We start from the raw sequence: 20,331 nt of genomic DNA, 5'->3' as shown, positions 1-20,331 counted from the left end.
TCGGTCAATGGCTATGTGCGGGCGCTCTCGCCGGTTTCGCTGTCCGCGCCGCCCGAAGGCTTCCGCACGGTCTTCTGCGCGGCGTCCGGCGCCGTCTCCTGGACGCCCTCCCGAGCGGCATCGGCTTCCTGCTTGGACTGCTGCTTCGGAATACCGATGCCGTCGCCCGGCGGGGCCTCTGCCTCACCGTGTCCCCGCGCCGTTCCGCCGGCCTGGTCGGCCGTCGCTCCGGCTGCCGGGGTGTCGGCCTGGGCCTGCTCGGTTGACGCCTCGGGCGGTCGGCTCGCCTCCTTGGAAGCTCGACGAAACCAATCAAAAACACCCATATGCTTCTCCATACCCTACTCGTGCGGGCGATATCGCGTGCCGCTCAGGCAACGAGACCGGAAGTGCTCCGTCACGTCGCTCGTTCGAGTAGGCCGCCTGGGATTTGCGAGACTGGTCCGGTGAATACCGCAGGCCCTCCACACCGCGTCATCGCCGTCGTCGGCCCCACCGCGGCCGGAAAGTCCGATCTGGGCGTCGCCATCGCCCGCCACCTCGACGGCGAGGTGGTCAACGCGGACTCCATGCAGCTCTACCGGGGCATGGACATCGGCACCGCCAAGCTGACCGAGAAGGAGCGGCAAGGGGTGCCGCACCGGCTGCTGGACATCTGGGACGTCACCGAGACGGCCAGCGTCGCCGAGTACCAGCGGCTGGCGCGTGCCGAGATCGACCGGCTGCTCGCGGAGGGCCGTACCCCCGTCCTGGTCGGCGGCTCGGGGCTGTACATCCGGGGGGCGATCGATGCCCTCGAGTTCCCCGGTACGGACCCGGTCGTCCGGGCCCGGCTGGAGGCCGAGCTGGCGGAGCTCGGCTCGGGGCTGCTGCACGCCCGGCTCGCCTCCGCCGACCCGGAGGCGGCCCGCGCGATCCTGCCCAGCAACGGTCGGCGGGTGGTCCGGGCGCTCGAGGTCATCGAGATCACCGGCCGCCCCTTCACCGCCAATCTGCCGGGCCATGAGGCCGTCTACGACACCCTGCAGATCGGCGTCGACGTCGAGCGGCCCGAGCTGGACGAGCGCATCGCCCGGCGCGTGGACCGCATGTGGGAGGCCGGGCTCGTGGACGAGGTACGGCGGCTGGAGGGCATCGGGCTGCGCGCCGGGCGTACCGCCTCCCGCGCGCTCGGCTATCAGCAGGTGCTCTCCGCGCTGGCCGGGGAGTACGGCGAGGAGCAGGCGCGCGCCGAGACCGTGCGGGCCACCAAACGGTTCGCGCGCCGCCAGGACTCCTGGTTCCGCCGCGACCCGCGCGTCCACTGGCTCAGCGGCGCGGCCGCCCGCCGCGAAGCGCTTCTGCCGGACGCGCTGGCGTTGGTCGACCGGGCGGTCACAGCCTGATCACGTGATGGCATCGGGACGCTCCGTGTGCCATACCGGCCCCCACGGGCATGCCATCATCGAGCTCCGATCGTGGTGTTGTTCAGGAGTTGGGAGGGCGGGTGGCGATGGAGGCCGGCCCTCGCGACGTATCGCGCCAGTCGCCCCACAGCGATCCGGGACCGCTCACCTCCGACGGCCCGGACCTCACCTCCGACGGCCCGGACCTCACCTCTGACGGTCCGGACCTCACCTCCGATGGTCCGGACGACGATGTGGTCTCCGGCGAGCCCGGAGCCCCGGCCATCGATGACGGCGCCGAGGGACTGCCCGCCGCCGGCGAGTCCTTCAGTGAGCTTCGCCCGCCGCGTCGGCTGAGGATCTGGCAGATCGCGCCGATCGTGGGCCTCGCCATCCTGGGCTCCTTGATGTTCGCCTTCCCGCTCGCCTTCGAATTCGGCGACGGCGGGGCGGTGGTCGCCATGCTCGGCCTGCTGCTCAGCTGCTGCGCCGCCGGGTGGGGGCTGATGGCCGCCCGCCGCGTCGGCTACACCTGGCCGGGGCTGCCGCCCCGGGGCTCCGGGCGCCGCCCCGACTGGCGGTTCGTCGTGCTGTACGTGGTGATCGTGGCGCTGCTGGCCGCCCTCACCTTCTGGCGCGTGGCCCGCCTCCGCTGAGCCCCGCAGACAGCGATCCCCGCCGGTGGCGGAGCCCGGTCAGGGCGGTTGTCCTGGGTGCCCCGTAGGATCGAGGGATGAGCGACGCGCCCCGCCTGGCCTTTCTCAAGGGCCACGGCACCGAGAACGACTTCGTCATCGTCCCCGACCCGGACGGACGGCTCGAGCTGTCCCCGGCCGCCGTCGCCCGGATCTGCGACCGTCGGGCCGGCGTCGGCGGTGACGGGCTGATCCGCGTCGTACGGTCCTCGGCGCACCCCGAGGCGCGGGGCATGGCCGACGAGGCCGAGTGGTTCATGGACTACCGCAACAGCGATGGCAGTGTCGCCGAGATGTGCGGCAACGGCGTCCGCGTCTTCGCCCGCTATCTGGAGCGGGCCAAGCTCGTCGAGGCAGGCGATCTCGCGGTCGCCACCCGGGCCGGAGTGCGCCGCATCCACATCGCCAAGGACGACCTCGGCGGCGCGGACGCCCCCGGTGGGGCGATCACCGTCCAGATGGGCAAGGCCGCGCTGCCCGAGCCCGGCCCCGAGGGCGCGGTCACGGTCGCCGTCGGCGAGCACAGCTGGCCCGCCCGTCACGTCGACATGGGCAACCCGCACGCGGTCGCGTTCGTCGACGATCTCGACCAGGCGGGGCGCCTGTTCGACGCTCCCGCCGTCACTCCTGGTTCGGCGTATCCGCACGGCACCAACGTCGAGTTCGTGGTCGACCGAGGCCCGCGCCATGTGGCGATGCGGGTGCATGAGCGCGGCTCGGGCGAGACCCGCTCCTGCGGCACCGGTGCCTGCGCGGTGATGGTGGCCACGGCCCGGCGGGACGGCGCCGACCCCGCTGCCGACGGCCACCCCGTCACGTATACCGTGGATGTCCCCGGCGGCCGTCTGGTGATCAGTGAGCTTCCGGACGGAACGGTCGAGATGACCGGCCCGGCCGTGATCGTCGCCGAGGGCGAGCTCGACCCCGCATGGCTGGACACGGCCCTCGCCTGACAGTTCACCCCAATGGGTGATCCATTTCACTCTGGGCGAGAGCCGGTCGGCCGTGCGTGATGGGCTCGGTAGCATCAAGCACCGGCCCAGGGGGAGTGCCCACGCCGGTTGACGCTCGACGCCGCCGGAGGTGCCCATGAGCGCAGAGGCCACCGACCATGCCGTTCTCGGCCGCAGGCGCGGCCTCCCGCGCATCGACCTGCGTAATCTCCGCAGGTTCAGCAGGGCGGCCCTGTTGGGCTCGCCCGCCCGCGGCCGTCTGCCGGACGCGATCGAGCATGTGGCCAAGGTGCACCGGGCCCACCACCCCGGTGCCGATCTCGACGTACTGCGCAAGGCGTATGTGCTTGCCGAGTCCTCGCACCGCGGTCAGATGCGCAAGAGCGGCGAGCCGTACATCACCCATCCGCTCGCCGTCACCCTCATCCTCGCCGAACTGGGCGCCGAGACCACGACCTTGACGGCGTCGCTCCTCCACGACACGGTCGAGGACACGGACGTGACGCTGGACCAGGTGGGCGAGCAGTTCGGCGAGGAGGTCCGCTATCTCGTCGACGGCGTCACCAAGTTGGAGAAGGTCGACTACGGCGCGGCGGCCGAGCCGGAGACCTTCCGCAAGATGCTGGTCGCCACCGGCAACGACGTGCGCGTGATGTCCATCAAGCTCGCCGACCGCCTGCACAACATGCGCACCCTGGGCGTGATGCGCCCCGAGAAACAGGCCCGCATCGCGAAGGTCACCCGCGATGTGCTGATTCCGCTCGCCGAGCGGCTGGGCGTGCAGGCCCTCAAGACCGAGCTGGAGGACCTGGTCTTCGCCATCCTCCACCCCGCGGAGTACGCCCGCACCCGCGAGCTCCTGCTGGAGCACGCGGGCCGCCCGGACCCGCTCGCCCGCGCCGCCGAGGACGTGCGCGGCGTGCTGCACGAGGCGGGCATCGCCGCCGAAGTCCTCGTCCGGCCGAGGCACTTCGTATCCGTCCACCGGGTCGGCATCAAGCGCGGCGAGCTGACCGGCTCCGACCTCGGCCGACTGCTCGTCCTCGTCTCGGAGGACGCCGACTGTTACGCGGTCCTCGGCGAGCTGCACACCTGCTTCACCCCGGTCATCTCGGAGTTCAAGGACTTCATCGCCGTCCCCAAGTTCAACCTGTACCAGTCGCTGCACACGGCCGTGGCCGGGCGCGACGGCGAGGTCGCCGAAGTCCTCATCCGCACCCACCAGATGCACCGGGTCGCCGAGGCCGGAGTGATCGCCCTCGGCAACCCGTACGCGACCAACGCGCCGAACGCGCCGGTGGAGGCCGCCGACGCCTTCGACGGTGAGCGTGCCGACCCCACCCGCCCCGGCTGGCTGTCGAGGCTGTTGGCCTGGCAGAGCGCCGCCCCCGACCCCGACACCTTCTGGTCCTCGCTGCGCGCCGAACTCGCCCAGGACCGGGAGATCACCGTCTTCCGGGCCGACGGCGGCACGCTCGGCCTGCCCGCGGGCGCGAGCTGCGTGGACGCCGCGTACGCGCAGTACGGCGAGGTCGCCCACGACTGCATCGGGGCCAGGGTCAACGGCCGTATCGCGACGCTGAGCACGGTGCTGCGCGACGGCGACATGCTCCAGCTGCTCATGGCGCGCGACACCCGGGACGCCGCCTCCTCGGGGCCCTCGCCCGAATGGCTCGACCACGCCCGTACGCCCGCCGCGCACATCGCCATCAGCCGCTGGCTGGCCGCCAATCCGGAGCGCCGGCAGCCCCCCTCGGACCCCGCCCCGGACCCGGCCCCCGCCGAGTACCAGGCTGGAGCCGGTGCGCCCGGTGGGGCCGAGGAGCGGGCGGCGGTCGCCCCGGGCGTCGTCGCGGACCTGCCCGGCGCGGCCGTACGGCTGGCCGGCTGCTGCACCCCCGTGCCCCCGGACGCCGTCATCGGCTTCGCGGTGCGCGGCGGGACCGTCACCGTCCACCGCGAGCAGTGCCCCGCGGTGTCCCGTATGACGGCGACCGGGCGCGGCACGGTCGGGGTGCGCTGGCTGGACGAGGAGGGGGGCGACGGGGGCGACTACCGCGTGACCCTCCTGGCCGAGGCGTTCAGCAGACCGCACTTGCTGGCCGACCTCACCGAGGCCATCGCCGCCGAAGGGGTGGCCGTGGTCTCGGCCGCTGTCGAGCCGCCCCGCGAGCAGCGCGTCCGCCATACGTACACGCTCCAGCTGCCCGACCCCGGCCGACTGCCGACGCTGATGCGCGCCATGCGCGATGTGCCCGGCGTCTACGACGTGACGCGGGCGGGCCGCAGCATGGCGGCGGCCCGGTCCTGAACCCCGGCCGGTGCCTCCGGGTCTCTCCGGGCCCTTCGCCCTTTGGCGCCGAACCGGGGCCAAACCCCTCGCCGAACCCCATTCGGGTGGACTTGGGCCGTGCCGTCGGCCGCTTTTGTCCGGGCGTTGATAGCCGTAGGTCATGCTGTCTTCCCCGAGGGGCCGCCCCTCGTCAGCCCGGCGCGCGGGGCGGCGCAGGACCGCCGCCGCGGCCGCCGCGATCACCGCCGCCCTCGTCGTGGTCTGCCCGTCCTCCGCCGCGGGGCGGGTGTCCGCTGCGGAGCCGCCGCCCCCGGTTCCCCGGGGCATCGGCGACCGGCTCTTCCCGGATCTCGGCAACCCCGGCTACGACGTCACGGCCTATGACATCGCCTTCCGCTACCACGGCAACGACCGGGCGCTGGACGCCGTCACCACCCTCGACGCCCGCGCCACCGCCCCGCTGCGCACCTTCAACCTCGACTTCACGCACGGCACCGTGCGCTCGGTGCGGGTCGACGGCAGGCCCGCCCAGTTCACCGGCGCGGGGGAGGACCTGGTCATCACCCCCGCCCGGCCCGTCCGCAGCGGCGCCTCCTTCCAGGTCATGCTTGAACACACCAGCGACCCGAGCGGCAACAGTGGCGGCTGGATCCGCACCCACGACGGGCTCGCGATGGCCAACCAGGCCGACGCCGCCCACCGCGTCTTCCCCTGCAACGACCACCCCTCCGACAAGGCGCGGTTCACCTTCAGCGTCACCGCCCCCAAGCACCTCACGGTCGTCGCGAACGGGAAGCCCCTGGGGCGCAGCCGCGAGGGGGACGACATCACCTGGCGATACCGCCTCGCCCACCCCATGGCCACCGAACTGGCGCAGATCTCCATCGGCCGTTCGGCCGTTCTGCACCGCACTGGCCCCGGTGGGCTGCCGGTGCGCGATGTCGTGCCCGCGGCGGACAGCACGCGCCTGGCCAAGTGGCCGGCGCGCACACCGGGACAGCTGGAGTGGATGGAGAAGAAGGTCGGCCCGTACCCCTTCGAGACGTACGGCGTGCTGATCGCCAAGGCCACGACAGGCTTCGAGCTGGAGACCCAGACGCTCTCCCTCTTCGAGAGAGGGCTGTTCACCACCTCGGGACTGCCGTCGTGGTACATCGAGTCGATCATGGTGCATGAGCTGGCGCACCAGTGGTTCGGCGACAGCGTCAGCCCGCGCCGCTGGTCCGACCTGTGGCTCAACGAGGGCCATGCCACCTGGTACGAGGCGCTTTACGGGGACGAGCGCGGGAAGATGCCGCTCGACAAGCGGATGCGTCTCGCCTACGGGCAGTCCGACGCCTGGCGCGCGTCCGGGGGCCCGCCCGCCGCGCCGCTGCCGTCCGACCCCGACCATCAGATCGGCATCTTCCGCCCGATCGTCTACGACGGCAGCGCCCTGGTCCTGTACGCGCTGCGGCAGCGGATCGGGCGGGCGGCGTTCGAGCGGCTGGAGCGGCGGTGGGTGCACCAGTACCGCGACGGCGTGGCCTCGACCGCGGACTTCGTCCGGCTGGCGTCGGAGGTGGCGGGCCGCGATCTGACCGGTTTCCTGCGGCCGTGGCTGTACGGGAGTACGACGCCGAAGATGCCGGGGCACCCCGAGTGGAGGCCCGACGTCAGATCCTCGGGGAGGGCCATGGCGAAGGCCGACGGAAAGGCGGACCGCCGGGCGTACGAATCCGCCGGGAAACCCGGGTGACGGCCTGGCCGCCGCGTGCGACCATCAACAGGTCGGTGCCGCGGCCGGCGGCCGGGAATCCTCCGGGTCCGCCACGCGTTGTCGACGGTGACAGTACTCAACGACGTAAGGATCGATTTGACCCACTCCTCTTCCCTTCCGCAGGACCGGCAGCGCATCGCCTTCGCCGAGAGCCTTCGGGCCGACGCCCTGATGGAAGAGGACGTCGCCTGGAGTCACGAGATCGACCAGGAGCGTGACGGCGATCAGTACGACCGCTCCGAGCGAGCCGCGCTGCGGCGCGTCGTGGGCCTGTCCACCGAGCTGGAGGACGTCACCGAGGTCGAATACCGGCAGCTGCGCCTGGAGCGCGTGGTGCTGGTCGGCGTCTGGACCTCCGGCACCGTGCAGGACGCGGAGAACTCGCTGTCGGAGCTGGCCGCGCTCGCGGAGACCGCGGGCGCCCTCGTGCTCGACGGGGTCATCCAGCGGCGCGACAAGCCGGACCCGGCCACGTACATCGGCTCCGGCAAGGCCCAGGAGCTGCGCGACGTCGTGATCGAGTCCGGGGCTGACACCGTCGTATGCGACGGTGAGCTGAGCCCCGGCCAGCTGATCCACCTGGAGGACGTCGTCAAGGTCAAGGTGGTGGACCGCACCGCCCTGATCCTCGACATCTTCGCCCAGCACGCCAAGTCCCGCGAGGGCAAGGCGCAGGTCTCCCTGGCCCAGATGCAGTACATGCTGCCGAGGCTGCGCGGCTGGGGTCAGTCGTTGTCCCGGCAGATGGGTGGCGGTGGCTCCGGAGCGGCGGGCGGCGGCGGTATGGCCACCCGCGGTCCCGGTGAGACCAAGATCGAGACCGACCGGCGCCGGATCCGCGAGAAGATGGCGAAGATGCGCCGGGAGATCGCGGAGATGAAGACCGGCCGCGATATCAAGCGGCAGGAGCGCAAGCGCCACAGGGTGCCCTCGGTCGCCATCGCCGGATATACCAACGCGGGGAAATCCTCGCTGCTCAACCGGCTGACCGGTGCGGGCGTCCTGGTGGAGAACGCGCTGTTCGCCACCCTGGACCCGACTGTGCGCCGGGCGGAGACGCCCAGCGGGCGGCTGTACACCCTGGCGGACACCGTCGGCTTTGTGCGGCATCTGCCGCACCATCTGGTCGAGGCATTCCGCTCCACCATGGAGGAGGTCGGCGACGCCGATCTGATCGTCCATGTGGTGGACGGCTCGCATCCGATGCCGGAGGAGCAGCTGGCCGCCGTGCGCGAGGTGATCCGCGATGTGGGCGCGGTCGATGTGCCCGAGATCGTGGTGATCAACAAGGCGGATATGGCGGACCCGCTGGTGCTCCAGCGGCTGCTGCGCGTCGAGAAGCGCGCCCTCGTGGTGTCGGCCCGTACGGGGCAGGGCATCGACGAGCTGCTCGGGCTGATCGACAACGAGCTGCCGCGGCCTCAGGTCGAGATCGAGGCGCTGGTGCCGTACACCCAGGGCAAGCTGGTCGCGCGCACGCATGCCGAGGGTGAGGTGATCTCCGAGGAGCACACCCCGGAGGGCACGCTGCTCAAGGCACGGGTGCACGAGGAGCTGGCCGCAGAGCTGCGGCGGTATGTGCCCGCCGGCTCCGCGCAGGGCTGATCCAGACCCCTTCCACGACGAAGGCCCGCCTCCGGGATACCGGGGGCGGGCCTTCGCCGTCTGGTCTGTATCTGTACGAACGCGGCGGGACGAACGTGGCGGCTTCCGTGAGAACGTGGCGGCCGGTGCCGACCGCCACGTCCCTCCGTTCGGCCTGCCTGCCGGTCCTACTGGTTGGCGAACTTCTTGCTGACCGCGTTGTAGACGGCCTTCGCCTCAGGGCCGAGGTGCGGACCCGCCAGCCAGGTGGCGGTGGTCGGGCCGATCGAGGTGTTCGACACCAGCGCCGGCTTGCCGTCCGAGCCGTTCGCGACCCAGCCACCGCCGGACGAACCCGCGGTCATCGTGCAACCGATGCGGTACATCGTCGGCTGCTTGGCGTCGAGCGAGAGCCTGCCCGGCTTGTCCGAGCACTGGTTCATCTTCTGGCCGTCGAACGGCGGCGCGGCCGGGTAGCCCGTGGCCGTGATCTTGCTGATGGACTTCACCGCGGGGGCGTTGAAGTCGACCGGCAGCGCGCCGCCGACCGTCTCCTCGAGCGACTTGCCGCCGCTGTTCTCCGGCTTCACATGCAGCACCGCGAAGTCGTACGGGGCGCCCTTGCCGCCGACGGCCGCGCCGTTGTCGATCCACTGCGAGGAGGTCTGCGCCCAGTCGGCCCACCAGACGCCCTTCGGCGCCAGCTGCTCCTTGGTGGCGTTCTCCAGCTCGTCGACCGACTTGCCGGCGTCGTTGTACGAGGGGACGAACATCAGGTTCTTGTACCAGCCGCCGCCCTTGCCCGCGTGGACGCAGTGGCCCGCCGTCCACACCAGGTTGGACTTGCCCGGGTGCGCCGGGTCCTGCACGACGGTGGCGGAGCAGACCATCGAGCCCTCGGGACCGTCGAAGAAGACCTTGCCCGCGTCGGGGACGTTGGCGCTGTAGGGGCTCGCCACCTCCTTGGCCGCGACCGGCTGGGGGTCGGGGTCTGTGACGCCCTGGTCGCCCGAGATGTCGTTGTCGTCGACCGGGGTATCGGGCTCCTGGGCCTCCTTCATCCGGTCGGGCTTCCAGAGGTCCTTGATGATCGGGTTGATGAAGTCGCCGGCCTCACGCAGCCAGTCGTCCTTGTCCCACTTGTTCCAGGCGCCGTTCTTCCACTTGTCCAGGTCGACCCCGAGCTCCTTCAACTTGTCGTTGAGGTTGTCGGGAAGGGTGATGTCCCCTCCGCTCTGCGACGACGCGGCACTCGGCTCGGACCCCGCGTTGTCGTCCGAGGGGCCGCACGCCGTGGCGGTCAGCGCCAGCACCGAGGCGATCGCCGCGGCGGCCAGCAGGGGGGAGTTGCTGCGGGCGCGCAGCGCCCTCCACTTGGACCCTGGACGCGAGGCTGGCTGGCGATTGGATGGCATGGGCGGAACTCCCCCTGATGTTCTGGGCTGCTCTGAGTGCTGCTGTGAAATTGTCATGCACCGCCCCGATTAGGGGACGGCCCCCACTATGCCGGTGCCGCCTACGACGGCCACAGCCGGGTCCTTGGTTCCCGGCCGCACGGATCTGCCGGTTGCCCGTGATCCCGCGCCCCGCGCGTCGTTGGTACGTGCGGGGGACAGCCGAAAGGCGTTCAGCAGCAGGAGGACCGACAGCCGTGCCCGCACCCGATATGCCGCACTTCCCCCGGGAACACCGCCCACACCTCCCGCCGGCACCGCAGACCGCTGCTGGGGCCCAGGGCGGGGAAGCCCACGGCAAGGAGGCCCGCGACGAGGGTGGCGCCGAGGTGGCGGCCGTCCCACGGCAGGGCCGCCGCGCCGAAGGCGTCCACGAAGGTGGCCACGACACCGCCCCGGACGACGCCCTGGACCACCCCGACCCCTGGGCCGCGGCGGACGCCTGCGCCACCGAGAACCTGCTGCGCTGCTGGGCGCGCGAGAGCGGTGCGGCGCCCTCCGCCGCCGGCACTTGGCGGATCCCGCTCCCCGCCGCCGGCACCGCCCTGCTGGTGCCCGTGCGCCACTGGTCCGCCACCGGATGGCACCGCTTCGGCCCGCCCATGCTCGACGGCGGCGCCCCGGAGGCGCCCGCCCTCGACGCGGTCACCCTCGCGGCCCTCCTCGGCCGGGAGGCGGCCTACGGCCCCGAGCGGATCAGCTCCCCGGCACCGCTCACCGAACTCGTCGGCCGGGTCGCGGACTCCGTGCGAAACACAGCCCAATTCCTGTCCGCCCGACGGGCCATGCCCGCCGACCCCGCGACGGACACCCCCTTTCTGACCGCCGAACAGTCCCTTCTCCTCGGTCACCCCCTCCATCCCACCCCTAAGAGCCGCGAAGGGCTCTCCGAGGCCGAATCGCCTGTCTTCTCACCGGAGTCGCGTGGCTCCTTTCCTCTGCACTGGTTCGCCGTCGATCAGTCCGTCCTGTCCCGCGACTCGGCCTGGACCGAACGCGGCCGGACCGTGCCCGCCGAACGGCTCGCCCTCTCGCTCGCGGGCCCGGACCTCGAACGGCCGCCCGGCACCGTGCCATTGCCGCTGCACCCCTGGCAGGCCCGGGAGATCCGGTACCGCTCGGAGGTCACCGCGCTCTTCGACGCGGGGCTGCTGCATGACCTGGGACCGGCCGGCGAGCACTGGCACCCCACCTCCTCCATCCGCACCGTCTACCGGACCGGCGCACCCGCGATGCTCAAGCTGTCGCTCGCCCTGCGGATCACCAACTCCCGCCGGGAGAACCTGCGCAAGGAGCTGTGGCGCGGTGTCGAGGTGCACCGGCTCCTGCGCAGCGGACTCTCCGGGCAGTGGCGGGCGGCCTGTCCGGGGCGCCCCGGCTTCGACATCGTCCGCGACCCCGCCTGGCTCGCGGTCGACAGCCCCGACGGCACCCCGATCAGCGGACTCGACGTCGTCGTCCGGCACAACCCGTTCGGCCCGGGCGACGAGGCCGTATGCCTGGCCGGCCTCACCGCGCTCCGCCCCTGGCCGGACCGGAGGACGATGTGCTCACGGCTTGCCTGGATCGTCGCCCGGATCGCCGCCCGTACCGGCCACCGCCCGGCGACCGTCAGCACCGAGTGGTTTCTGCGCTATCTGCACACCGTCGTACGGCCCGTGCTCTGGCTGGACGGCGAGGCCGGTATCGCACTGGAGGCACACCAGCAGAACACCTTGGTACTGCTCGACCCCGACGGCTGGCCGGCCGGCGGCCGCTATCGCGACAACCAGGGGTACTACTTCCGTGAGTCCCGGTGCGCCGAACTCCAGCGGCGACTGCCCGAGATCGGCGCCCGCAGCGACACCTTCGTCTCCGACGAGGTCGCCGACGAACGGTTCGCCTACTACCTCGGCGTCAACAACGTCCTCGGTCTGGTCGGGGCGTTCGGCTCTCAGCGGCTCGCCGATGAGCGCCTTCTGCTGGCCGCGTTCCGCCGCTTCCTCGCCGAGGCCGCGTCCGGCCCCGCGAAGATCCGCTCGACGCTGCCCGCCAGGCTCCTGGAGGCGCCCACCCTGCGCTGCAAGGCCAACCTGCTCACCCGGCTGCGCGGCCTGGATGAACTCGTGGGACCGGTGGACACCCAGTCCGTCTATGTCACCATCGCCAACCCCCTTTTCCGCTCGGTGACGCCCGTGACGCCCGTGACGTCCACGACGTCCGTGGCGTGACTCCCTGGCATGACATCCATGGCGTGACGCCCGCGCCGACGATCAGGCGCCCCCATGACGCCCCGGTAACGACGAGAGGAGAGCGTCGCCATGCCGCCCACCGACTCCGGCACCAGCTCCAGCAGCGAGGACACCCTCGATATGCGGCCCTCTGAGGAACAGGCCGCACGCCTCATCGAGGAGCACCTTGCCGGTCCGGCGGCCCCCGATCGGCAGGACCTGCTCGACCAGGTCGCCCAGTGGGGGCCCGTCGGTACGGCGGTGGGCGCCTTTCAGCTCGTCCCCGTTCACCTCGAGCGCGATGTCGAGCTCATCGCCCGTTGGATGAACGACCCGGCTGTCTCCGCCTTCTGGGAGCTGTCCGGCCCGTATGAGACCACCGCGCGGCACCTGCGTATCCAGCTCGACGGCGACGGCCGCAGTGTGCCCTGTCTGGGGGTCCTGGACGGCGTGCCGATGAGCTACTGGGAGGTGTACCGGGCCGACCTCGCTCCCCTCGCCCGGTACTACCCGGCCCGGCCGCAGGACACGGGTCTGCACCTGCTCATCGGCCGCGTACGCGATCGGGGCCGGGGTATCGGCACGGCACTGCTGCGCGCCGTCGCCGATCTCGTCCTCGACCGGCGGCCCTCCTGCGGCCGCGTGGTCGCGGAACCCGATCTGCGGAACACCCCCTGCGTCGCCGCCTTCCTCGGCGCCGGCTTCCGGCTGTCCGCAGAGGTGGAACTGCCCGACAAACACGCGGCCCTCATGCTGCGGGATCGCACCCTGCGCCACCTCCTGTGATCCACCGGCGCCACTTCGCGCCTCTGACTTCGTGCCTCTGATCTCTCATACACCGCCCGACCCGTTCAGGTTCCGCGTCAGGAGTCCCGCCCGTGATGTCAGTGCTGCCGCGTAGGCTGACTCTCCTATGACTGCATCGTCCCCGCCTACCCTCGCCGACCTGCTGCATGCCGCCGTCACCGCCGTGGGCGGCACCGAGCGCCCTGGCCAGACCGCCATGGCCGAAGCCGTAGCCGAGGCGATCGACGACAACGCGCATCTGCTCGCCCAGGCCGGCACCGGCACCGGAAAGTCCCTCGGCTATCTCGTGCCCGCCATCGCCCACGGAGAGCGTGTCGTCGTCGCGACGGCCACCCTCGCCCTGCAGCGCCAGCTCGTCGAGCGCGACCTGCCGCGCACCGTCGACGCCCTGCATCCGCTGCTGCGCCGCCGCCCCGAGTTCGCCATGCTCAAGGGCCGCTCCAACTACCTGTGCCTGCACCGCCTCCACGAGGGTGTGCCGCAGGAGGACGCCGAGGCGGGGGAGGTCGGGCTGTTCGACCCGTTCGAGGCGGCCGAGCCCACCAGCAAGCTGGGCAAGGACCTGCTGCGGATGCGCGACTGGGCCGATGAGACCGAGACGGGCGACCGCGACGATCTGACCCCTGGTGTCTCCGACCGCGCCTGGTCCCAGGTCTCCGTCTCCTCCCGGGAATGCCTCGGCGCGTCCAAGTGCACCTATGGTGCCGAATGCTTCGCCGAGGCCGCCCGCGAGCGGGCCAAGCTGGCCGAGGTCGTGGTCACCAACCACGCCTTGCTGGCCATCGACGCCATCGAGGGCGCGCCGGTCCTGCCGAGCCATGAGGTGCTGATCGTCGACGAGGCCCATGAGCTCGTCTCCAGGGTCACCGGAGTCGCAAGCGGCGAGCTCACCCCGGGCCAGGTCAACCGCGCGGTGCGCCGCGCCGCCAAGCTCGTCAACGAGAAGGCGGCGGACGCTCTGCAGACCGCCTCCGAGACCTTCGAGCGGCTGATGGAGCTCGCGCTGCCCGGCCGCCTCGAGGAGATTCCCGAAGACCTCGGCTATGCCCTGATGGCGCTCCGCGACGCGGCCCGTACGGTCATCTCGGCGCTCGGTGCCACGCGCGATGCCTCGGTCCAGGACGAGGACGCCGTGCGCAAGCAGGCCCTCGCCTCCGTGGAGAACATCCACCAAGTGGCCGAGCGCATCGTGGACGGGTCCGAGTACGACGTCGTCTGGTACGAGCGGCACGACCGCTTCGGCGCCTCGCTGCGCGTCGCCCCGCTCTCGGTGTCCGGCCTGCTGCGCGAGAAGCTCTTCGAGGACCGTTCCGTGGTCCTCACCTCCGCCACCCTCAAGCTCGGCGGGGATTTCAACGGTGTGGCCGCCTCGCTCGGTCTCTTTCCCGAAGGCGTCCGGGACGCCAAGGGCGAGGAGGGCGCCGCGCCCCCGTGGAAGGGGCTCGACGTCGGATCGCCCTTCGACTACTCCAAGCAGGGGATCCTTTACGTCGCCAAGCATTTGGCCCAGCCCGGTCGCGAGGGCAGCCGCTCGGACATGCTCGACGAGCTCGCCGAGCTGGTGGAGGCCGCGGGCGGCCGGACTCTCGGCCTCTTCTCCTCGATGCGCGCCGCTCAGGCGGCCGCGGAGGAGCTGCGCGGCCGTCTGGACGTGCCCATCCTGCTCCAGGGCGAGGAGACGCTGGGCGAGCTGATCCGCACCTTCGCGGGCGACGCCCGTACGTGCCTGTTCGGCACGCTCTCGCTCTGGCAGGGCGTCGATGTCCCTGGTCCGAACTGCCAGCTGGTGGTGATGGACCGGGTGCCGTTCCCGCGCCCCGACGATCCTCTGATGAGCGCTCGCCAGAAGGCCGTGGAGGACGCCGGCGGCAATGGTTTCATGGCGGTTGCGGCCACGCATGCCGCCCTGCTGATGGCGCAAGGGGCAGGTCGGCTGGTGCGCGCCTCCGGAGACCGTGGGGTCGTCGCCGTGCTCGACCCGCGGGTCGAGCGGGCCCGCTACGGCTCGTTCCTGCGCAAGTCCATGCCGGACTTCTGGTACACGACCGACCGCAATCAGGTGCGCCGCTCGCTGGCCGCCATCGACGCCGCGGCCAAGGCGGCTGACGCCTAGGCCGGGCCCCGGCCCCGCGTGGCCGCGCGCAGCGGCGCGGACACAGCAGGCGCGGATACAGCAGGGCCCCGGAACCGGCGCAGAGGTTCCGGGGCCCGGTCGCTGGGCGCGGAGGGTCGGCGCGCCTGGATCTGCCGAGATCGGACCGGCCGAGCTTGGACCGGCCGAGCTCAGATCCGCGGAGCTCAGACCCGGCGCAGCACCGCGACCACCTTGCCCAGGATGGTCGCCTCGTCGCCCGGGATCGGCTGGTACGCGGCGTTGTGCGGGAGGAGCCACACATGGCCGTCCTCGCGCTTGAAGCGCTTGACCGTGGCCTCTCCGTCCAGCATGGCGGCCACGATGTCGCCGTTCTCCGCGACGGGCTGGCGGCGGACCGTCACCCAGTCGCCGTCGCAGATGGCGGCCTCGATCATGGAGTCGCCGACCACCTTCAGGACGAAGAGCTCACCGTCTCCGACCAGCTGCCGGGGGAGCGGGAAGACGTCCTCGACCGACTCCTCGGCGAGGATGGGGCCACCGGCCGCGATCCGGCCGACGAGGGGAACATACGAGGCGGCGGGCTTGCCGGTGGTGTCGGCGGGCTGGGCGCTGGGCTGGTCGGAGCCGCGCACCTCGTACGCCCGAGGCCGGTGCGGGTCGCGGCGCAGGAAGCCCTTGCGCTCCAGCGCCATGAGCTGATGGGCGACGGACGAGGTGCTGGAGAGACCCACCGCCTGCCCGATCTCACGCATGGACGGCGGGTAGCCGCGGCGCTGCACAGAGTCGCGAATGACTTCGATGACTCGACGCTGCCGGTCGGTCAGCCCGGAGCTGTCCGCCCGGATCCCTGGAGGTCGGCCGGGTAGGGAGCGCGTGGGCTTCTGCCCCTCCGGGTTCGTGGCTGCGTCATTCATCGCGTGGCCCTGGTTCATCGCATGCGTGTGTTCGAGTCGGCTCTGGGAGCGCTCCTGGGTGGTGATGGTGGCGCTCTCTGTGGTGGTGGTCACGACGGCCCCTCTCGAGATGTTCTCCCTAGTAGGGCAACGGTAGTTGCTTTCGAAAGGTTGCGCCAAACACACGTTCGAGTGAAATTTCGCAGATGAGCTGACGTGATCACAGGATCGGGTGTATGGAGCGGTTGATTCGATGGTCGGCTGGGGCGGCGTACCAGTGTGACACCCTCACCCCCGTGGCGCGGGGACCGGTGGGCTTCGCGTAGTCTCGTGCCTGCTCGCGGGGCGGGACACGCCATTGTGGCGGATGAGTGTCAAGCACCACATCTAGTGGTTTGATGGATGGTAGTCGCCCACAAGTTGTGGTCCCCGGTCATTCATGACCGAGTACTTCGCCTATGCTTGTGGCTGCTTCGCAAGGCCCGTGAGGGCCGGTCGAGGCATGTCAGCCATGCGCCGTTCTTGAGGGTGAGGAGGGTACGGAGTCATGCACTGCCCCTTCTGTAGGCACCCCGACAGTCGAGTCGTCGACAGCCGGACCACAGACGACGGTTGTTCGATCCGCAGGCGCCGCCAGTGCCCCGACTGCTCGCGCCGCTTCACGACCGTGGAGACCGCGTCGCTGATGGTGATCAAGCGGAGTGGGGTCACCGAGCCCTTCAGTCGCGACAAGGTCATCTCCGGGGTGCGCAAGGCGTGCCAGGGCCGCCCGGTCACCGAGGACGCCCTCGCCAAGCTCGGCCAGCGGGTGGAGGAGGCCGTACGGGCCACCGGCAGCGCGGAGCTGTCCACTCATGACGTGGGGCTCGCCATACTCGGCCCGCTCCAGGAGCTCGACCTCGTCGCATACCTCCGCTTCGCCTCCGTCTACCGCGCCTTCGACTCCCTCGAAGACTTCGAGGCAGCGGTCACGGAGCTGCGCGACCAGCAGCGGCCTCCCGCGAACGACCGCGGGCCCGGCGCCGACGGGGCCGCGGAGGTCCCCGCGTCCGCCACCACCGCCGACTGAGTCACCGAGTCGCGGCGATCAAGGCTTGCCGGGGGTGAGATACCTCCGGATGAACGACATACACCGTGCCATGGGAAGAAATGGGCACATCAGGGCGTTTTTGCCCGTACAGGGAGGCGGAATGACAGAGACGACGAGCGGCCCCGCGCGAGGCTCCCGCTCCAAGGGCAGCAAGGCGGCCAAGGGTCTGCGTATCGAGCGCATCCACACCACCCCCGGCGTGCATCCGTACGACGAGGTGGTGTGGGAGCGCCGTGACGTCGTCATGACCAACTGGCGCGACGGGTCGATCAACTTCGAACAGCGTGGCGTCGAGTTCCCCGACTTCTGGTCGGTGAACGCGGTCAACATCGTCACGAGCAAGTACTTCCGTGGCGCGGTCGGCTCTCCGGAGCGCGAGTCGAGCCTGAAGCAGCTCATCGACCGGGTGGTGCGCACCTACCGCCAGGCCGGCGAGGACAACGGCTACTTCGCCTCCCCCGCGGACGCCGAGATCTTCGACCACGAGCTCACCTACGCCCTGCTGCACCAGGTCTTCAGCTTCAACTCGCCTGTGTGGTTCAACGTCGGAACCAAGCAGCCGCAGCAGGTCAGCGCCTGCTTCATCCTCTCCGTCGACGACTCCATGGAGTCGATCCTCGACTGGTACAAGGAAGAGGGGATGATCTTCAAGGGCGGCTCCGGAGCCGGCCTGAACCTCTCCCGTATCCGCTCCTCCAAGGAACTGCTCTCCTCCGGTGGCAACGCCTCCGGTCCGGTCTCCTTCATGCGCGGCGCCGACGCCTCCGCCGGAACGATCAAGTCCGGGGGCGCCACCCGCCGGGCCGCCAAGATGGTCGTCCTCGACGTCGACCACCCGGATGTCGAGGCCTTCATCGAGGCCAAGGTGAAGGAGGAGGAGAAGATCCGCGCCCTGCGCGACGCGGGCTTCGACATGGACCTGGGCGGCGAGGACATCACGTCCGTCCAGTACCAGAACGCCAACAACTCGGTCCGGGTGAACGACACGTTCATGAAGGCCGTGGAGTCCGGCTCGAAGTTCGGTCTGCGCGCCCGTATGAGCGGCGAGATCCTCGAAGAGGTCGACGCCAAGTCGCTCTTCCGCAAGATGGCCGAGGCCGCCTGGGCCTGCGCCGACCCGGGCATCCAGTACGACGACACGATCAACCACTGGCACACCTCGCCGGAGACGGGCCGGATCACCGCCTCCAACCCGTGCAGCGAGTACATGCACCTGGACAACTCCTCGTGCAACCTGGCCTCGCTCAACCTGATGAAGTTCCTCGACGACGATGACGCGGGCCACCAGCGCTTCGACGCCGAGCGCTTCGCCAAGGTCGTCGAGCTCGTCATCACCGCGATGGACATCTCCATCTGCTTCGCGGACTTCCCGACCCAGAAGATCGGCGAGACCACCCGCGCCTTCCGCCAGCTGGGCATCGGCTACGCCAACCTCGGCGCTCTGCTGATGGCCACCGGCCACGCCTACGACAGCGACGGCGGCCGAGCCCTGGCCGGAGCCATCACCTCGCTGATGACCGGCACGTCCTACCGGCGCTCCGCCGAGCTGGCCGCGGTCGTCGGCCCGTACGAGGGCTACGCCCGCAACGCCGACGCCCACAAGCGCGTCATGAAGCAGCACTCGGACGCCAATGGCGCCGCCAAGCGCATGGACGACCTGGACACGCCGGTGTGGGCCGCGGCCACCGAGGCCTGGCAGGACGTGATCCGCCTCGGCGAGAAGAACGGCTTCCGCAACGCCCAGGCGTCGGTGCTCGCGCCGACCGGCACCATCGGCCTGATGATGGACTGCGACACCACGGGCATCGAGCCGGACCTGGCCCTGGTCAAGTTCAAGAAGCTCGTCGGCGGCGGCTCGATGCAGATCGTGAACAACACGGTCCCGAAGGCGCTCAAGCGGCTCGGCTACCAGCCCGAGCAGGTCGAGGCGATCGTCGCCCACATCGCCGAGCACGGCAACGTCATTGACGCGCCGGGGCTCAAGTCCGAGCACTACGAGGTGTTCGACTGCGCCATGGGCGACCGCTCCATCTCGCCGATGGGCCATGTGCGCATGATGGCCGCGGCCCAGCCCTTCCTGTCGGGCGCGATCTCCAAGACGGTCAACATGCCGGAGTCGGCAACCGTCGAGGAGATCGAGGAGATCTACTTCGAGGGCTGGAAGCTGGGCCTGAAGGCTCTGGCGATCTACCGGGACAACTGCAAGGTCGGCCAGCCCCTCTCGGCCAAGAAGAAGGAGGAGAAGCCCGCTGAGCAGGCCGAGCCCGAGGCCGAGAAGGTCATCGAGTACCGCCCGGTCCGCAAGCGCCTCCCCAAGGGCCGTCCCGGCATCACGACCTCCTTCACGGTGGGCGGCGCCGAGGGCTACATGACGGCGAACTCGTACCCGGACGACGGCCTCGGCGAGGTCTTCCTGAAGATGTCCAAGCAGGGTTCGACCCTCGCGGGCATGATGGACGCCTTCTCGATCGCCGTCTCGGTCGGCCTCCAGTACGGCGTGCCGCTGGAGACCTACGTCTCGAAGTTCACCAACATGCGCTTCGAGCCGGCCGGCATGACGGACGACCCGGACGTGCGGATGGCGCAGTCGATCGTCGACTACATCTTCCGCCGGCTGGCGCTGGACTTCCTGCCCTTCGAGACCCGGTCGGCGCTCGGCATCCACTCCGCGGAGGAGCGTCAGCGCCACCTGGAGACCGGTTCGTACGAGCAGTCCATCGACGACGCCGAGGTGGATGTCGAGGGCCTGGCACAGTCGGCCCCGCGCCATGTGGACGCCCCGCAGGCCGCCACCTCCAAGCCGCGGGCCGTCGCCCCGGCGCCCAAGCAGGCCCACAGCTCCACTGAGCTCGCCGAGATCCAGTTCGGGCTGAACGCCGACGCGCCGCTGTGCTTCTCCTGCGGTACGAAGATGCGCCGGGCGGGCAGCTGCTACCTGTGCGAGGGCTGCGGCTCGACCAGCGGCTGCAGCTGATCACCGGCCCCTCGCGGGCGAACCGCTGAGGCGGGGTGGGGGGCGGGGGGCCCCCCCCCCCCGATGTGGCCGCCGTTGTGGCGCCCGGGGCGGTTGCGGGTGGGGCGGGGGGGGGGGGGCCCGGCGGACGGCCCGGCGG

General features: G+C 70.9%; 14 protein-coding genes. 11 read left to right on the top strand and 3 right to left on the bottom strand.

From position 1 onward, the window contains the following. Positions 1 to 11 precede the first annotated feature (11 nt). Positions 12 to 326, bottom strand: coding sequence for a hypothetical protein (locus ACFV2X_RS44770; RefSeq protein ID WP_385627553.1), 315 nt, complete (start codon positions 324 to 326; stop codon positions 12 to 14). A gap of 120 nt (positions 327 to 446) precedes the next feature. On the opposite strand from ACFV2X_RS44770, the gene miaA reads away from it, so the two are divergent. From miaA to hflX, 6 genes are all read left to right on the top strand, one after another. Then, the gene (gene miaA, locus ACFV2X_RS44765) at positions 447 to 1,385 is read left to right on the top strand and encodes a tRNA (adenosine(37)-N6)-dimethylallyltransferase MiaA (RefSeq protein ID WP_385627550.1); all 939 of its coding nucleotides are present in this window, start codon (positions 447 to 449) and stop codon (positions 1,383 to 1,385) included. A gap of 107 nt (positions 1,386 to 1,492) precedes the next feature. Beyond that, on the top strand, positions 1,493 to 2,041 hold the full coding sequence (locus ACFV2X_RS44760) for a hypothetical protein (RefSeq protein WP_385627548.1): 549 nt from the start codon (positions 1,493 to 1,495) through the stop codon (positions 2,039 to 2,041). 77 nt (positions 2,042 to 2,118) lie between these two features. Continuing rightward, complete coding sequence (dapF, locus tag ACFV2X_RS44755; protein WP_385627545.1) at positions 2,119 to 3,033, top strand: diaminopimelate epimerase; 915 nt, start codon at positions 2,119 to 2,121, stop codon at positions 3,031 to 3,033. A gap of 136 nt (positions 3,034 to 3,169) precedes the next feature. After that, positions 3,170 to 5,344 (top strand): RelA/SpoT family protein, encoded by a 2,175-nt coding sequence (locus tag ACFV2X_RS44750; protein ID WP_385627542.1) that lies wholly within the window; start codon positions 3,170 to 3,172, stop codon positions 5,342 to 5,344. A gap of 142 nt (positions 5,345 to 5,486) precedes the next feature. Further along, the gene (locus ACFV2X_RS44745; protein WP_385627539.1) at positions 5,487 to 7,064 is read left to right on the top strand and encodes a M1 family metallopeptidase; all 1,578 of its coding nucleotides are present in this window, start codon (positions 5,487 to 5,489) and stop codon (positions 7,062 to 7,064) included. A gap of 117 nt (positions 7,065 to 7,181) precedes the next feature. Beyond that, positions 7,182 to 8,690 carry a GTPase HflX gene (hflX, locus tag ACFV2X_RS44740; RefSeq protein ID WP_385627536.1) on the top strand — a complete coding sequence of 503 codons (1,509 nt, stop codon included), beginning with the start codon at positions 7,182 to 7,184 and terminating at the stop codon, positions 8,688 to 8,690. A 167-nt stretch (positions 8,691 to 8,857) separates the two neighbouring features. Here the strand turns inward: hflX and ACFV2X_RS44735 are convergent, their stop codons facing one another. Next, a complete protein-coding gene (locus ACFV2X_RS44735; RefSeq protein ID WP_385627533.1) occupies positions 8,858 to 10,084 on the bottom strand; it encodes a trypsin-like serine peptidase in 1,227 nt (408 codons plus the stop codon). A gap of 236 nt (positions 10,085 to 10,320) precedes the next feature. On the opposite strand from ACFV2X_RS44735, the gene ACFV2X_RS44730 reads away from it, so the two are divergent. The 3 genes from ACFV2X_RS44730 (at position 10,321) to ACFV2X_RS44720 (ending at position 15,253) form a co-directional block, all read left to right on the top strand. Further along, entirely contained in the window at positions 10,321 to 12,333 is a 2,013-nt protein-coding gene (locus tag ACFV2X_RS44730) for an IucA/IucC family protein (protein WP_385627531.1), read from the top strand. Positions 12,334 to 12,423: 90 nt separating this feature from the next. Beyond that, entirely contained in the window at positions 12,424 to 13,119 is a 696-nt protein-coding gene (locus tag ACFV2X_RS44725; RefSeq protein ID WP_385627529.1) for a GNAT family N-acetyltransferase, read from the top strand. Positions 13,120 to 13,246: 127 nt separating this feature from the next. Continuing rightward, positions 13,247 to 15,253 carry an ATP-dependent DNA helicase gene (locus ACFV2X_RS44720; RefSeq protein ID WP_089508543.1) on the top strand — a complete coding sequence of 669 codons (2,007 nt, stop codon included), beginning with the start codon at positions 13,247 to 13,249 and terminating at the stop codon, positions 15,251 to 15,253. Positions 15,254 to 15,438: 185 nt separating this feature from the next. Here the strand turns inward: ACFV2X_RS44720 and lexA are convergent, their stop codons facing one another. Next, positions 15,439 to 16,242 carry a transcriptional repressor LexA gene (gene lexA / locus ACFV2X_RS44715; RefSeq protein ID WP_089508544.1) on the bottom strand — a complete coding sequence of 268 codons (804 nt, stop codon included), beginning with the start codon at positions 16,240 to 16,242 and terminating at the stop codon, positions 15,439 to 15,441. Positions 16,243 to 16,675: 433 nt separating this feature from the next. On the opposite strand from lexA, the gene nrdR reads away from it, so the two are divergent. Continuing rightward, entirely contained in the window at positions 16,676 to 17,197 is a 522-nt protein-coding gene (gene nrdR / locus ACFV2X_RS44710) for a transcriptional regulator NrdR (RefSeq protein ID WP_385627524.1), read from the top strand. Positions 17,198 to 17,318: 121 nt separating this feature from the next. Next, entirely contained in the window at positions 17,319 to 20,192 is a 2,874-nt protein-coding gene (locus tag ACFV2X_RS44705; RefSeq protein WP_089508546.1) for a vitamin B12-dependent ribonucleotide reductase, read from the top strand. Positions 20,193 to 20,331: the final 139 nt, after the last annotated feature.

Source organism: Streptomyces sp. NPDC059679 (assembly GCF_042734105.1).
Classification (GTDB): domain Bacteria; phylum Actinomycetota; class Actinomycetes; order Streptomycetales; family Streptomycetaceae; genus Streptomyces.
The sequence above is the reverse complement of the archived record's forward strand: the minus strand, read 5'-3'. Positions and strand labels throughout refer to the sequence as shown.